Origin of the sequence: Pseudomonas sp. Ost2 (assembly GCF_018326065.1) — a bacterium.
GTDB lineage: Bacteria > Pseudomonadota > Gammaproteobacteria > Pseudomonadales > Pseudomonadaceae > Aquipseudomonas > Aquipseudomonas gingeri.
Genome location: NZ_AP021904.1, coordinates 2,729,723 through 2,744,358 on the forward strand (window position 1 = coordinate 2,729,723; position 14,636 = coordinate 2,744,358).

Below are 14,636 nucleotides of genomic sequence, written 5' to 3' on the forward strand. Positions count from 1 at the left end.
GTTGCGAGGCTTGAGGAGAGTGGCTATTTGATATCTCGGCAAGTAATCTGCGCGGCGAATCTGCCGCGTGAATTTCTTTTCAAGGAGCCATGATTGATCAAAGCACTCTGTATCGCCCTGACGCTGGTCTGTCTCGCCGGTTGCAGCAAACCAGGACCTGTTGTGCTGGACAAAGCCGGGCATGGGCTGCAGCAGAAACAGCGTCCGCTGATTGTCGGTAAATGGTACAGCGACTCGCCGACCACTGAAGGTGGGCATGTCATGGAGATTGCCGAGCATCGTGCCAATGGCACTTACGTGGTCAGCTTTCGTGTCATCGACAAGACGGGCAAGGTGAAGGACTCCCAGGAAGCAGGTTTCTGGGGCACGGCCGGGAACATCTACTTTACCATCACCAAGGGCTGGATCCAGGGTTCCAAGTTCATCCCGGCCCCGCCAGGCGTGGCTGATCTTGAAGATGCCTACCAGATTCTCGAACTCAAGAATGGGAAATTCCGCTACAGATCGGTCGAGAACAAGAATGTCTACAGCGCTATAAAAGTGGACGACACCTTCCAGTTCCCCGGCATCCCGCCTTCGAAAGGCTGATGACCCACAGGACCGAAAGCACGTGCGGTGATCAGGCGCGGTGATTATCCTTCATCGTGTTTTTAGCCGCCTGTGTCAGGGCGTCTCCCGTTAGCGGGCAATCATGAAAATGAGCAACGAGATCTCCAGCAATGTCAGAAACCACCGATGATTCGTTCTACGACCGCGCGGACGAGCATATCCATCTGTCCAACGAGCAACTCAAGCGGTTCGACGACTTTGGCAAGGTCAACGCCTCGATGATGTTCGGCACCACCCGCTTCAACGCCTGGGTCAGCGCGCGCGGCTTCAAGTCCGGCGAGGAGATGGCCCAGGCCCGCGAGGCGATGCTGAACTACTTCTGCAATCAGTACCGGATGATGCTCGAGGACAATCTCGACGACCATATCAACAACTTCAGCCAGTACATGGGCGCACAGCAGGCCTGATCGCCAAGCCAGGTGCCACTGCGACGGCCGACGCGGGACCGTCGCAGTCTGACTCGAAGCCGTCACCCCATCACTTGGCAGCCGTGTCCTTTGGCGCACCACCGTTGCCATACAGCGCCAGATGGTTGGCGATGCACATATCGTATGCCTCGACCAGGAACAGGTGCGGCTTGGATGCGATGGGCGGAACCAGGCAGCGGGTAGTCACGCGTTTGCCCAGCATTTCCGTATCGATATAGATCACGTTCACCGGCGACTTTTTCGGGTTTTCCTCGGCGCTGAAGTAAGCACGGGTGTATTCCTCATCACCGGCGGTTTTTTCCAGCTGTTGACCATCGATCTGGGTGGTCAGTACGTCCCCGGCAGGAAACTCCTTGTCCGCCAGCAGCGCCACGCCGATGGGACCGGTGAACCCGGCCAGCAGCGAAGTCTTGCGCAGTTGCGACTGCAGGTTGGCGTAGGTCACGAAGTGCAGCACCTTGATCGTCGGTTGGTTGCTCAACTCCGGAAATTTCTCATAGGTGCGGTGGGCCAGCAGTCGCGGGCCTGTCGGTTTGGTCGCGTCGTCCGCGACACGATAAATGGCATAGGCACTGCTGGTGATCAGCAGGCTGAAGATTTCCTTTTCACCCTCGCTGCGGGGGCGCAAATCCTGAACGGTGATTTTGCTGGACTGATCGAGCCCCGGAAATTCCGGCGGTGGCAGGGAGGGCTGGGTGGCGCAACCGGCAATGACGAGAATGCTGGTCAGGAAAAGGGCTTTCAACGCGTGCATGGGACGTCCTGTTGTCTATTGAATGGAGGCATTATGCCATTAATGTGCCCGCGCTTCAGCCAGGCTTGCCAGCAAAGCGAATAAACGATTGAAAAAAAACGCTATAGGCTTTACTTGAGAAGCACATTGCTAGTAATCAGTCAGTGACTATCGCCAGTTTTTGGCTCAGGGAGCGTTGATGAGTGTCCGTCCGTTGACCGATTCCCCGAGGCAATCGAACGATTGCGATGTTGTCGCCTCTCAATTCCAAGGGACTCCGGATACGGTTGGCATGGCCTACGTCGGCAACGAAGATACGATCGAACAGCTGCTGGACTCAGCACGGCACTGGACCCATACCACCGCCTGGGTGGTTTACCGTGCCGGTGAACAGCTGCATCGGGTCGGGCAGGGCGACCCATTGCTGCCATGGCCTTCAAGCATCGCCAATGACGAGTTCGAAGCCTTTTGTCAGGCCCGCAAGCTGCACCGCTGGCCGACCGGCAGGGGCGAAAGCGTACTGGGCTGGTTGCTCGCGCCTGCCAGCGAGTCCACGGAGCCGGCGCTCGCCGAGTTCGCCCAGCGCCTGGGCATCGAGGTCCAGACCAATACCCTGGCTCGTGCCCAGATCACCCAGCGTGTGCTCTATGAAATCACCTACCTCGCCAGTTCGACCCGCGACCGCTCGGTGTTCCTGGTGGGCGTTCACCGGCTGCTGGCCAGCCTGATCGACGCCGAGAACTTCTACCTCGCGCTATATGACCCGCTCAGCGGCAAGATCGACTACCCGTACTATGTCGACATCATCGATGTGGATGCCCTGGAGTCCGAGAACTACGAATACCTCGACATGTCGCACCTGTCCCTGACCGGCCAGGTGCTGACCAGTGGCCAGCCCTTGCTGATCGACTCCGCCGGCATTCTCACAGCCCAGGCCGAGGGGCGTTTTCACTGTGTGGGCGACCGTCCCGAATTCTGGATGGGCGCACCGCTGAAAAACGCCTCGGACGAGGTGTTTGGCATGCTGGCGATGCAGGTCTACGACGTTGCCCGTATCTACAGCGCCGAAGACCGCGCGCTGTTCCTGGTGGTGGCCCGCCACGTCGCCATGGCCCTGGACCGCATCCTGCACCGGGCGGACCTGGAAGAGACCGTGCTGCGTCGCACCCAGGAACTGTCGACCCTCAACGATGCCCTGAGGCAGGAAGTGCTCGACCGCGAGCGCGCCGAACATCTGCAGAGCGCGTTGTTCCAGATTGCCGAACTGTCGAGCCAGCCCGGCGACATGGCCGAGCTGTTTCAAACCCTGCACGGTATCGTCGGCGAGCTGCTGTTTGCGCAGAACTTCTACATCGCCCTGTTCGACGACGCCACCGGCGAAGTGACCTTTCCGTACTACGTCGATGAGCGCCAGACGGTCCGTCCGGCGGCACGGCGCGGGCGCCTGGGCTTGACCGAGTACATCATCCGCCAGCGTCGCCCGTGCCTGATCGACGTCGACGAAGCCCATCGCCTGGCGGCGAACGGTGAAATCGTCCTGGGCCACAAGTCCGTCCGCTCGTACTCCTGGCTGGGTATTCCGTTGTTCGAGGGCGATGTGGTGCGCGGCGTGCTGGCCGTCCAGAGCTACACCTCGCAGGTGAGCTACACCCTGCGCGACCAGGAACTGCTGACCTTCGTGTCGCGCCATATCGATACCGCGTTGTCGCGCCGTACCGCCGCCGAAGCCATCCACGCCGCCAACCTCATGCTCGAAGCCCGGGTGCAGAACCGTACCCGCGAACTCGACCATGCCAACGCCAAGCTGCAACACGAAAACTCCCACGATGCACTGACCGGACTGGCCAACCGCACCTACCTGCAACAGCGCCTGAACCAGGCCTGGTCGCGGTTCGACAGCGACGGCGGGCACCTGGCGGTGATGTTCATCGACCTCGACCGCTTCAAGATGGTCAATGACAGTCTCGGCCATCACTTTGGCGACCTGCTGCTGATGCAGGCCGCCGACCGCCTGCGTGGCTGTCTGCGCGACACCGATATGCTGGCGCGCCTGGGCGGCGACGAATTTTCGGTGCTGGCGCCCGAGGCGCCGCTGGAGGTGGTGATCGACATCGCCGAACGGATCCTGGTGGCCTTCGACCTGCCGTTTTTCATCAATGGCCATGAAGTGTTTTCGTCCTGCAGCATCGGTATCGTCAGTGCCGACAGCCAGTTCCACCAAGAACCGGCGGACCTGCTGCGCGATGCCGACGCGGCGATGTACCGGGTCAAGAGCGCCGGGCGCGACAGCTACGCGGTGTTCAACCAGGAGGTGCGTCGCGAGGTCTCCGACCAGGTCGAGCGGGAAGGGGCCTTGCGCAACGCCCTCAAGCGCACCGACGAACTGCTGCCGTATTTCCAGCCGATTGTCAGCGTCGACAGCGGCGAACTGCTGGCCCTGGAAGCGCTGGTGCGCTGGCACCAGCCGGGTGGCCGGGTGGTCGCGCCGGGTGAGTTCCTGCCGGACTTCGAGGGCCTGCGCCTGATCGGGCGTCTGGACCTGTACATGCTGACCAGCATTGCCGTGATCCTCGCCCAACCCCAGCACGCCAACTGGCCGCCGGTGCACGTCAACTGCTCCAGCTACAGCATGACGCGCCCGGACTTCGCCAGTGAAGTGCTGGCCCTGCTGGCGCGGCACGGCGTCGAGCCGTCGCGGATCTGCCTGGAACTGACCGAAGGCGCGCTGGTGGCCGAACCGGCGATGGCCCGGCGCACCATGCAGCAACTGGCCGACAACGGCATGTCGGTGGTGCTCGATGACTTCGGGGCGGGGTTTTCTTCCCTGAGTTATGTGCACCAGTACCGTTTCAGCGGCTTGAAGATCGACAAGTCATTCATTCTTGAGCTGACCAGCAGTTCCCGCAGTCGGGCGATTGTCCGGGCGATTGTGCGGATGGCGGAATCGCTGGATTTGAGTGTGGTGGCTGAAGGGGTTGAGGATGCCGCGACCTTGGAGTTGTTGCGGGAGATGGGGGCGGGGCAGGCGCAGGGGTATTACTTTGCCCGGCCAATGGGGTTGGAGAGGTTGATGAGGTGTTTTTCGGGTGACGAGCCCTCGCTTTGGTACAAGGCGATCTGTTGAGGAAACGGCTTCCCGGAGGGCTAGGCGCGATGCGCGAGCAATCAATCGCCATGCGCATTTTTCGGATACACAGCTAGCGCGTTCAGCCATCGCGAGTTGCCTAATAGGGAAAAATTGGATTAACTGGTATGTACCAATTCGGTAGATATAAGATGCTGTGTCCCCAACAGTCATTACGGAAGAGTTAACTTGCCCCTTACGGATCCCATCCCGAGCAACGAGGTCGCAGTACCTCTCTACAAGCAACTGGCCGAGACCCTGCGCCAGCAGATCGAGTCGGGAGAACTGAATGATCAGGAGCCACTGGCGCCGGAGCGTGAGCTTGCCCTGCATTACAAGGTAAGCCGGGACACGGTGCGCAAGGCGATTCGTTTGCTGGATGAAGAGGGGATGATCTACAGCGATCATGGCCGGGGGACGTTCATTACCTCGGCGCCCTTGCGGAACATGGCCAAGGCCATTGGCAGTTTTACCCTCGACACCTTGAAGCGTGGCGGTGTGCCTGGGCAGAAAGTGCTGGTCTTCGAGAAGGTGACTGCGGGTATGGCGATTGGCAGTGTCCTTAATATTAAACCCGATACTGTCCTGCATCATGTCAAGCGCGTGCGTCTGATCGACGGCGAGCCTATTGGTATCCAGGATTCCTGGCTGTGTCTGCCCAAGGGCCTGGGGTTTACCCGTGAACAGCTTGAGCGCAAGGGCTCGCTGTATCGTTTGCTGGTCGAGGAGCTGCAGATACAGCCGAGTCTCGCACTGGAGAGTATCGGTTCGATACTGGCCTCGGAGCAGGACGTCGAATTGCTGAACCTGGACAAGGGCGCGCCGCTGCTGCTGTGCGAGCGCGTCACCATGTCTGAAAGGCGGGTGCCCATCGAGTATTGCGAAATGCGCTACGGGCCCTCCTATCGCTACAAAAACAAGGTGACGCAGTGGGGCGGCAACTGAGCCGCCAGCAACCGCACCCTGCCATCAACTTCCCTCAAGGTACGAACCAATGCGCCAGCCACGGGCGCATTGCACGGCAGTTCTGCCGCCTCTTCATCTCCCTGAAATTTCATAAAAACGCAGATTGCCTGGGCAAAAAGCGGGCATGGGTCGTTCGCGTTGCACCGATTTGTTTCTTTTTTCTTTTATAGGTACGTACCTCTACAAGAAAATAACGTTCATGAAAGGGCTTTTGTAGCCGCAATGTCACATTGCATCGGCATATTTCGCATATTCGCCTTGCGACAATAAAGGTACGTACCAATTGGTATGATCGTTGCCTTTGTTCAACAAGGTGCCCGGTGCTCTGTTCGTGTTCGACGAGCATTCGGTTCGTTCGATGTGAACATGGAGACAGGCATTTGCCCATGGCCAACCACTCTGCAAGCCTCGTCCTGGACGATGAAGCTCTTTTCCCCGCGCATGGCGACGAGGCTGCTGCTGTGCCGTTTCGACTGACCGTACTGGATGTACCGGCAAGCGGCTTGCTGCTACGGACGATCATCCTGATGGCGCTGCTTTCCATCGTCGTTCACGGCGCGTTGTTGTGGTGGGGCTATCAGTCCGAAGAGCGCATCACACCGGCCCAACCTCAAGAGATGTCCATCGAATTTGCCGCTGAGGCCGTGCCAGCACCTGCGCCGCCTCCCGAGCCGGCGCCAGAGCCGGTCGAGCAGCCGGTGCAGTCACCTGCTCCAGAAGACGCCGAGGCAGTGGCAACACCTCCCAAACCGGAGCCAGTGAAAGCACAGCCAGCCAGGCCCAAACCCCTGCCAGCGACGAAACATGTTGAGCCGACGCAGCCTTCCACGCTTTCCGCGGCTCCTGGCACAGCGCCAGCTCCGAACCCGGCGCCCGCACCGGCGCCGGTTAAGGAAACTGCCGCTGTCTCTGGCCTTGCGGGCCTTGGCAATCCGGCACCGGCTTATCCGCAGATGGCCCTGCGCCGCTTATGGGAAGGCCGGGTGGAGTTGCGTATCAGCGTCACCGCGGAAGGCCGCGCGGCTTCGGTAAGTGTTACTCGCTCCAGCGGTCATGAGTTGTTGGACAGCGCAGCCGTAGAAACGGTGCGTACCTGGAAGTTTTTGCCGGCAAAGCGGGGGGATACGCCAGTTTCCGGAACAGCGACCCAAGTCATCGACTTCAAGTTGCCCAAGTGATCCTGAACCTTTCATTCAAGAGGAAACCTACATGCTCGACTCATTGACTCCGCTGATCGTCCCCGCCGCTCTGTGGGTGTTGATCGCATTTTCCGTTGTCACCTGGGCGCTGTTGATGATCAAGGTGGTGCAGTTCGGCAGGCAGAAAAGTGAAAGCCGGCACTTTCTAAAGGCGTTCTGGGCGTCGCCTGATCTGTCTTCCGCGGTCAAGCAGGCCAGCCAGCTACCTGGCGGTCTGGCGCGTATCGTCGCCTCTGGTGTCGACGCAATGAACCTGGAGGAAAATTCGCGAAGCGCACTGGCGCAGTCCATCGATCGTTCCGAGCGCGTCGAAAGGCATTTGAAACAGCAGATTCAGAAAGAGCGTCGGCACCTCGAGGCCGGGCTTGCGGTGCTTGCCAGTATTGGCAGCACCTCGCCCTTCATTGGCCTGTTCGGGACGGTGTGGGGAATCATGAATGCCTTGCAGGTCATCGGTCAGACCGGTTCCGCAAGTCTTGAGACGGTCGCCGGGCCCATCGGCCACGCTTTGCTGGCAACCGGAGTGGGCATCGCGGTCGCTGTGCCGGCGGTGCTTATCTACAACTTCTTCCTGCGTCGTCTGAAGCTGTCCATCGCTTACATGGACGACTTCGCCCATGACTTCTACAGCCTGGCCCAGCGCAGTGTGTTCACCATCAGCCAGCAGCCGATTGTGCAGAATGCAAGAATCTTCAAGGAGGCGAGCTGAAATGGCCTTCTCGACCCAGGACAGCGACGAAGTGCTCAGCGAGATGAATGTCACGCCGCTGGTGGACGTCATGCTCGTGCTATTGGTGGTGTTCATGGTCACTGCACCGCTGATGACCAACTCCATCAAGGTTTCCTTGCCCAGGACCGATGCCGTGGCGCCTTTGCAGCAGAAGGACCCGGTGACGGTAAGTGTCGACCGCGACGGCAGGCTGTTCCTCGACAAGAACGAGATCGAGGCCGGGCTGTTGGAGGCGCAGCTGGCAACGATCAAGTCTACCGACAGTGAAACCCGCGTGCGTTTGCAGGCCGATACCGCGGTGAACTACGGCGCAGTGGCCAAGGCCATGGCCTCCATCGAGCGCGCGGGTATCACCCGGGTTGCCGTGGTGACCGCACGATGAGCGGCGACATGATCAGGCCCGGCCCCTTGTTTGCCCAGCGCTCGGATCGGTCATCGGACCTTTTCACGCTGGGGGATCCCTGTGTCGATATCTATTTTGCGACGCATCAGGTTCCCGTGGCCGGTGAAAAGCGGTTGGGGCGGATGCTCGGTTGCTTCGCAGGCGGCACTGAGTCGAATGTGGCCTGTGCGGCCAGCCGCCTCGGGCTGACGGTAAGCGTCTGCGGTCGAGTGGGGGATGACGTTTACGCCGCCATGCTGCTGGCCGAGTTTTCCCGTTTTGGTGTGAGTACCGCACAGGTGACGCGCACGCCTGGGGCGACCAGTGCTTCGGCGCTGATCATGGTCCCACCCGATGGAGAGAAGGCCCTTGTCTACAGCCCCATGACCGTGCCACCGGCCCCGGTCGGTGACAGGCTCGGGCTGCTTGAACAGAGCCGGGCATTCTACAGTGCGCCTTATGATCTTCCGCGCTTTCTGCTCCAGGCCGAGGCGGCTCAGGGATTCGGCACCGACGTGATCATCGATATCGAAGCGGCGATGGCCCCTGATACAGAGACATTCCATACGCTGCTCGGCGGTGCGGATGTGGTGTTCATGAACCGCGACAGCTTCAGTGAACTGACCGGGCTGCAACCTTCCATTGAGGCGCTACAGGGGTTGCTTCACTGCGGGCCGCGCCTGCTGATCGTGACACTGGGTGTCGAGGGTGCGATGGCCGTCAGCCGTACTGAAAGCTGCTGGCACGCGGGCTTCCCGCAAGTAGCCGTGGACAGCACCGGTGCAGGCGACTGTTTTGCCGGGGCGTTTCTTGCCTGTGCGCTGCGGGGCGGCACGTTGGCCGAGTCGATGAGTTTTGCCTGTGCGGCGGCGTGTTTCGCCGTGCGGGATTTCGGCGCGCGTAGCGGTTATCCCCGACGCGCCGATGTCGAGAGTCGATTGCGTTCGGCCGACCTTCAACAATTTCCAGCAAGCGTGCGCTGACCGATACGGACTACTTATGAGCAATTCTGGATTTCTGGCTCCGGCCTTCATCACTTTCACCGGCGTTGACAGCGACGCGTTGATTCCCGGCATGCGTGCGCTATCGGAGCAATATCCGATCGAATGGGGCGTGCTGATCGACCCGGCGCGACTCGACAACAGGCTGTTTCCGGATGCCGAGACCGTCGATCGCATACGGTGCAGCGGTTTGCGTCTGTCGGCTCACATCTGTGGCGTACCGGCGGCACTGATCGCCAGCGGCGGCGAGCCGGATCTGAATCTGGATGGGTTTTCCCGGCTACAGATCAATCATGGTTTCAGTGGCAGTAACGGCCAGCAGATCGAGCACTGTATGCGTTTCGCTTCCCGTCACGGCATGCGGGCGGCCCTGCAATGTCAGGCCGCGTTCCCCGAGGTGTCCGGCGTCGACTGGCTTTACGATGTTTCATTTGGCACAGGCATGCAGCCGGAGCAGTGGATCGCGCTCAAGGGGGATATTCCGTTCTGCGGCTATTCCGGCGGTCTCAATCCGCAGAATGTACGCAGCGTGCTGCAACAGCTCGACCTGGGTTGCGGGAGCGCATACTGGATCGACATGGAGTCAGGCGTGCGCAGCCATGGCCGTTTCGACCTGGCCAAGTGTGAGGACGTGTGCCGCGCGGTGTATGGGCCGCTGGCGGTTGAACTGCCCAAGGTGGCGATGTGAATCGCGGGCCTGCCAGCATTGCAGCCGCTGCACCGCGTCCTGAGGCGTGGCGCAGGTATTTCCGTCTGGCGGAGCATGGCAGCACGGTGCGGCGCGAGCTGTTGGCGGGCCTGACCACTTTTACCACCATGGCCTACATTATCGTGCTCAATCCGGCCATTCTGGCGCCTACCGGTATCGCCCAGGCGGACCTGCTCTGGGCGACAGTGATCGCGACAGTGGCCGGCACGCTGCTGATGGGCCTGTGGGCCAACCTGCCCATCGGTCTGGCGCCGGGGATGGGCAGTAATGTCGTGTTCGCCCAGGTGCTGGTGAGCAAGATGGGCGTGTCCTGGCAGATCGGTCTGGCCATGGTGTTCTGCAATGGCCTGCTGTTTTTCCTGCTGTCCATGAGTCGCTGGCGCCAACGCATCATCGAAGGCTTTCCTGAACCGATAAAACGGGGCATCGGCTTGTCCATTGGCGGTTTTATCGCCTGGCTTGGCTTGAGTAATTGTGGGGTCATATACAACTTGCCAGGCGGCGGGATGACCATCGGGCCTCTTGGTCAGCCGGCGCAATTACTGGCGTTGGCAGGATTGCTGCTGACGCCTGCGTTGCTGACCCTGCGCGTACCCTGTGCACTGCTGTTGGGAATGGTCGCAGTCAGTGTGGCTGGCCTGTTCGTGCCCGGTAGTGACGGCGCGCCTTTGACCGCCACGCCACAAGCTGTTTTCGCGCTGCCGCCGTTCAATCCGCAGATGCTCTTTGCCTTCGATTTGCATGGCTTCTTTACGCACTTTTCAGTGCTTTTGCCGGTGACCCTGTATTTCCTTGTTTCTGAGTTCTTTTCCGGCACCGCTACCTTATTCGCCGTTACCCGGCGGGCCAATCTGCAAGCGCCGGGGCTGGATATTCCCAATGCCCGTGCCGCCTTTTCCAGTGATGCGCTAAGCAGCGTGATCGGCGCCGTCGTGGGGACTACCACGGTGACCGCCTACGTGGAGTCGGTCGCCGGTGTGGAGGCCGGAGGGCGTACGGGGCTGACGGCCCTGGTGGTGGCGGGGCTGTTTGCCGTATCGATTCTGTTCTGGCCATTGATCCATTGCGTCCCGGCACAGGCGAGTGCCGTCGCCTTGGTGGTGGTGGGTTTTTTGATGCTCAGGTCCATGGGCGATCTGGACTTCACGCAGGCAGAAAGTGCAATTCCCCCGTTGTTGATGTTGTTGGTAACCCTGGTCACGACGGACCTGATGGCGGGTATGGCCATCGGCTGTTTTATCTACACGCTGATCGTGCTGGCGCGGGGGCAGTGGGCTCGATTGACGGCGATTCTGATCGGACTGGACGGCGTGTTCGCCTTTTATCTGTGGGTGAAAGAGGCGCTCTGAGCGTGCTGTAGACGTTTTTTTGCAACCGGCTTTGTTCATGATGGCGGCAAATCCTGATTTTGCTGTTACGGGTTCCTGCGCCTCGTGAAAAGCCACAACCACTTATTTGTCGGTATTTGTTGGGAGACAGGACATGGCTTATCAGGCAGGCAAATCGAAGCGGGTGTTGTATTGTGCGGGCGCTCTCTGTGCCGGACTGGGCGGTTTCGCGCTGACACCTCTTGCTCAGGCAGCCAGTGAGCTGGCCAGTGGCGAGACGGTGGTGCTGCCGGAGGTTCAGGTCTCGGCGTCATCGCCCGGTACGGACGCCCCGGTGAAGTCGCTGCGGCGGGTGACCGCCAACGGCGCGCTTGGCAGCACGGCGGAGATCGACACGCCTTTCTCGTTGAAGACAGTCGACGCCAGGGATATTCGCGAACGACAGGCGTCGAGCATCGACGAAGTGCTGGCAGGGGACAGCTCGGTGCGTCAAACCGCCGGTGCTGTCGTCGGCGTCGTCTCCTACGTGTCCGTGCGCGGCCTGCTGCTGGATCAGGTCAACGGTTATAAGGTCGACGGGCTGAGCTACATCAACCGCGCGGAACTCCCCCTGGAAATGGTTGACCAGGTGCAGGTGCTCAAGGGGTTGTCGGGTTTCATGTACGGTTTTGGTTCACCGGGCGGCGTGGTCAATTACCAGCTCAAACGTCCGACCGACAACCCTGTGCTCGACTTCGGCGCGCGCTACAAGTCCGATGGCGTGTTCTCGGAGAGCGTCGATAACGGCGGCCGCTTTGGGCCCGAGCAGCGTTTCGGCTACCGTGTCAATGCCGTGCACGAAGGCGGTGATACTTATGTCGATGGCGGTCATGTGCGCCGTGATTCCGGGGGGCTGGCGCTGGATGCGCGTCTGACCGACAGCTTCACCTGGGACTTCGATGCGTTGCAATCGACACGTCTGGCCAAGGGTGTCTACTACGGTATTTTCCCGGGTGCCGGTGTAAGTATCCCCCATACCATCCCAGGCGATAGCAAACTCGCCGAAGACGGTTCGTATTTCCGCACGCGGACGTCCCTGGCAACCACCGGCTTCAAGTGGGAGCTGTCGCCTGAATGGACGGCCAATGTGCATTACCGCTATGGCGAGCAATACACCGGCTGGCGCGAAGGCAGCCTGAACCTGCTCAATAATAACGGCAGCTATCGCATCGCCCAGTCGGCGCAACTGGAAACCTTTACCTCCGACCAGCTGCAGGCCTCCCTGGAAGGCAGTTTCCAAACCGGGCCGTTCTATCACAAGCTGGTGGTCGGGGCGTCGTCCCTGGACATTCTGCAGCGCCGCGACGCCAATGCGGCAAGTGCGACTATCAACGGTGGCAACCTGTACGACCCGGTTGATCTGTCCGGTTACTCCATCAGTACCGCAGGGCACAATCGTCATCGATTCCTCAATATCGATGAGGACGCCGCCTTTGTCGCTGACACCATCGACCTGACCGAGCAATGGTCGATTATCGCCGGCTGGCGCTACACCGATTTCCAGCAAAAAAACTACGATCGCAACACTGGCGTACAACTGGTCGGGGCGGCGGGTGACTATCAGGAGAAAAAGGTCACGCCGACTTACGCCCTGATGTATCGCCCGTGGAAAGACACCACGATCTATACCAGCTATGTGGAGTCCCTGGAGAAGGGCGGCGTGGCCAGTATCAGCAACTCCAACTACGGCGAAGTGTTTGCGCCCATCGAGAGCAAGCAGTACGAATTGGGGATCAAGACCCAGGGGCAGGGTTGGAACACCACGGCGGCGCTGTTTCAGATCGACCGAGGGGCACAGTACACCGACAGCACCAACGCGTTCCGTCAGCAAGGCAATGTCCGTTACAAGGGAGCCGAGCTGGGCGGTGAGGTCAGCCTGGCCAGCGAGTGGACGCTCTCTGCCAACGCCCTGTGGCTTGATTCGAAATACCACGCAGTGCCTGGCCTCGAAGGCCACAATGCGGCGGGTGTGTCGGATTTCCAGGCTGCCAGTCGTATTCGCTATGCCCCCGGTGCCTTGCAGGGTTGGGCATTCAGTCTGGGAGCCAATTACTACTCGAGCTATGACTTCAATGCGGCCAATACTCTCAAGGTCGATGGCTACACTTTGTTCGACGTCGGCGCACAGTACCAGACCAGGCTGTTCGGCGAGAGAACCACCCTCAATGCCGTGGTCAATAACCTGACCAATGAGCAGTACTGGGTGACCTACAGTTCCTCCTCGCCGAGCCTGATGCAGGGCGCGCCGCGCAATGTGGCGCTGAGCTTGAGTGTGGAAACCTTCTGATGCGCGCCCGATCGGTGTTTGTAGCGTTATTGCTTGGGGGCGCTCAACTGTTCGCGCTCCCTGTGAACGCGGTGTCGGCCCCGGAAATCATTGATCTGGTTGACTTGCCAGCTGGCCTGCGCGTAGGTGGTACCGTAGTGGGAGGACTTTCTGGCCTGGACTATGACCCTGGGCAGGACCGCTGGTATTTCATTACCGATGAGCATTCTCTCGATGGCGCCGGCCGCCTTTACAGCGGCTCATTGAAAAGGCACGGCAGGCGCCATGACCTGAAGCTGAATGCGACCTGGCCGTTAAGCGACTGCAAAGGCCAGAACTATGTCCCGCTAAGCCAGAACGGACCGGTTTCTGACGGTGAGGCTGTGCGCGTGGACCCGCAAGGCGGGCTGCTGTGGTCCTCGGAAGGCTATTACAAGCGTGGCATCGGCCCATCGATCAGTTTCTCCGACAAGCGCGGCAGATGTACGGCCGAACTCTCGTTGCCGAGGCCTCTGCAACGAGATCCGGCAGGCCGCAGCGGCCCGCGCAGCAACAAATCATTCGAAGGGCTGACGTTCGATCCGGGGGGCCAGTCGTTCTGGGTGTCGGTCGAAGATGCACTGCTGCAGGACGGTCCACTGTCGAGCCTGCAGCAGGGCGGCCTGACCCGTCTGTCACGGCTGGATCGCCAGGGCAATCTCCTGCAACAGTTTGCCTATCGTCTCGACCCGATCCAGGCACCGGGCGTGGGTGGGATCGCCGACAACGGCATCAGCGAAATCCTCCTGGATGGTTCCAGCGACATGTTGGTGCTGGAGCGTTCCGGGGCGAAGAACAAAGCGGGCGCGTTCGATTTTCGCTGTCGGCTGTACCGGGTCTCGCTGGAGGGTGGTACGGATATCTCGAACATCGGCCGCCTGGCCGAGGCGCAGGTCAAGCCGCTGAGCAAGACACTGGTGTTCGACTTCGGTCGACAACTGTCACTCAGGCCCTATAACTTCGAAGGCATGGCCTGGGGGCCGCGCTTGCCGGATGGGCGGCGGTTGCTGGTGATGGTGTCCGACAATGGTTTCGAGACGGTCAATACCAAACTGCTGTTGCTAGCCGTGCCCTGAGTTGCGG

At 60.3% G+C, this 14,636-nt stretch carries 13 protein-coding genes; 12 read left to right on the forward strand and 1 reads right to left on the reverse strand.

Translation table 11 applies throughout. From position 1 onward, the window contains the following. The first annotated feature begins 93 nt into the window (after positions 1–93). On the forward strand, positions 94–588 hold the full coding sequence (locus tag KI243_RS11910) for a hypothetical protein (RefSeq protein WP_177106670.1): 495 nt from the start codon (positions 94–96) through the stop codon (positions 586–588). A gap of 131 nt (positions 589–719) precedes the next feature. After that, entirely contained in the window at positions 720–1,016 is a 297-nt protein-coding gene (locus tag KI243_RS11915) for a DUF3144 domain-containing protein (protein ID WP_177106669.1), read from the forward strand. Positions 1,017–1,086: 70 nt separating this feature from the next. Here the strand turns inward: KI243_RS11915 and KI243_RS11920 are convergent, their stop codons facing one another. Beyond that, complete coding sequence (locus tag KI243_RS11920; RefSeq protein WP_017128896.1) at positions 1,087–1,791, reverse strand: hypothetical protein; 705 nt, start codon at positions 1,789–1,791, stop codon at positions 1,087–1,089. A 178-nt stretch (positions 1,792–1,969) separates the two neighbouring features. Here KI243_RS11920 and KI243_RS11925 point away from each other — a divergent pair, with 178 nt between their 5' ends. From KI243_RS11925 to KI243_RS11970, 10 genes are all read left to right on the forward strand, one after another. After that, the gene (locus tag KI243_RS11925; RefSeq protein WP_178990497.1) at positions 1,970–4,894 is read left to right on the forward strand and encodes an EAL domain-containing protein; all 2,925 of its coding nucleotides are present in this window, start codon (positions 1,970–1,972) and stop codon (positions 4,892–4,894) included. A gap of 189 nt (positions 4,895–5,083) precedes the next feature. Continuing rightward, positions 5,084–5,839: a GntR family transcriptional regulator gene (locus KI243_RS11930; RefSeq protein ID WP_017128898.1), complete on the forward strand. Its 756-nt coding sequence runs from the start codon at positions 5,084–5,086 to the stop codon at positions 5,837–5,839. A gap of 407 nt (positions 5,840–6,246) precedes the next feature. Then, positions 6,247–7,038, forward strand: a complete 792-nt coding sequence (locus tag KI243_RS11935; RefSeq protein ID WP_017128899.1) for an energy transducer TonB — start codon at positions 6,247–6,249, stop codon at positions 7,036–7,038. A 31-nt stretch (positions 7,039–7,069) separates the two neighbouring features. Then, complete coding sequence (locus KI243_RS11940) at positions 7,070–7,768, forward strand: MotA/TolQ/ExbB proton channel family protein (RefSeq protein ID WP_017128900.1); 699 nt, start codon at positions 7,070–7,072, stop codon at positions 7,766–7,768. Position 7,769: 1 nt separating this feature from the next. Further along, the gene (locus KI243_RS11945; RefSeq protein WP_017128901.1) at positions 7,770–8,171 is read left to right on the forward strand and encodes a biopolymer transporter ExbD; all 402 of its coding nucleotides are present in this window, start codon (positions 7,770–7,772) and stop codon (positions 8,169–8,171) included. Beyond that, positions 8,168–9,154 carry a carbohydrate kinase family protein gene (locus KI243_RS11950; protein WP_212810858.1) on the forward strand — a complete coding sequence of 329 codons (987 nt, stop codon included), beginning with the start codon at positions 8,168–8,170 and terminating at the stop codon, positions 9,152–9,154. Before KI243_RS11945 ends, KI243_RS11950 begins: the two co-directional genes overlap by 4 nt. A 16-nt stretch (positions 9,155–9,170) precedes the next feature. Further along, complete coding sequence (locus KI243_RS11955) at positions 9,171–9,860, forward strand: hypothetical protein (protein ID WP_017128903.1); 690 nt, start codon at positions 9,171–9,173, stop codon at positions 9,858–9,860. Continuing rightward, complete coding sequence (locus tag KI243_RS11960; RefSeq protein WP_212810859.1) at positions 9,857–11,230, forward strand: NCS2 family permease; 1,374 nt, start codon at positions 9,857–9,859, stop codon at positions 11,228–11,230. Before KI243_RS11955 ends, KI243_RS11960 begins: the two co-directional genes overlap by 4 nt. 133 nt (positions 11,231–11,363) lie before the next feature. Next, on the forward strand, positions 11,364–13,535 hold the full coding sequence (locus KI243_RS11965) for a TonB-dependent siderophore receptor (RefSeq protein WP_212810860.1): 2,172 nt from the start codon (positions 11,364–11,366) through the stop codon (positions 13,533–13,535). Beyond that, positions 13,535–14,629 (forward strand): esterase-like activity of phytase family protein, encoded by a 1,095-nt coding sequence (locus tag KI243_RS11970; RefSeq protein ID WP_177072532.1) that lies wholly within the window; start codon positions 13,535–13,537, stop codon positions 14,627–14,629. Before KI243_RS11965 ends, KI243_RS11970 begins: the two co-directional genes overlap by 1 nt. The last annotated feature ends 7 nt before the right edge of the window (positions 14,630–14,636 follow it).

Bases quoted from the DNA above. Each gene is read 5' to 3' on its own strand.
- KI243_RS11965 (WP_212810860.1), top strand. From the start codon at position 11,364: ATGGCTTATCAGGCAGGCAAATCGAAGCGGGTGTTGTATTGTGCGGGC.
- KI243_RS11970 (WP_177072532.1), top strand. From the start codon at position 13,535: ATGCGCGCCCGATCGGTGTTTGTAGCGTTATTGCTTGGGGGCGCTCAA.
- KI243_RS11940 (WP_017128900.1), top strand. From the start codon at position 7,070: ATGCTCGACTCATTGACTCCGCTGATCGTCCCCGCCGCTCTGTGGGTG.
- KI243_RS11950 (WP_212810858.1), top strand. From the start codon at position 8,168: ATGAGCGGCGACATGATCAGGCCCGGCCCCTTGTTTGCCCAGCGCTCG.
- KI243_RS11915 (WP_177106669.1), top strand. From the start codon at position 720: ATGTCAGAAACCACCGATGATTCGTTCTACGACCGCGCGGACGAGCAT.
- KI243_RS11945 (WP_017128901.1), top strand. From the start codon at position 7,770: ATGGCCTTCTCGACCCAGGACAGCGACGAAGTGCTCAGCGAGATGAAT.
- KI243_RS11935 (WP_017128899.1), top strand. From the start codon at position 6,247: ATGGCCAACCACTCTGCAAGCCTCGTCCTGGACGATGAAGCTCTTTTC.
- KI243_RS11920 (WP_017128896.1), bottom strand. From the start codon at position 1,791: ATGCACGCGTTGAAAGCCCTTTTCCTGACCAGCATTCTCGTCATTGCC.
- KI243_RS11925 (WP_178990497.1), top strand. From the start codon at position 1,970: ATGAGTGTCCGTCCGTTGACCGATTCCCCGAGGCAATCGAACGATTGC.
- KI243_RS11955 (WP_017128903.1), top strand. From the start codon at position 9,171: ATGAGCAATTCTGGATTTCTGGCTCCGGCCTTCATCACTTTCACCGGC.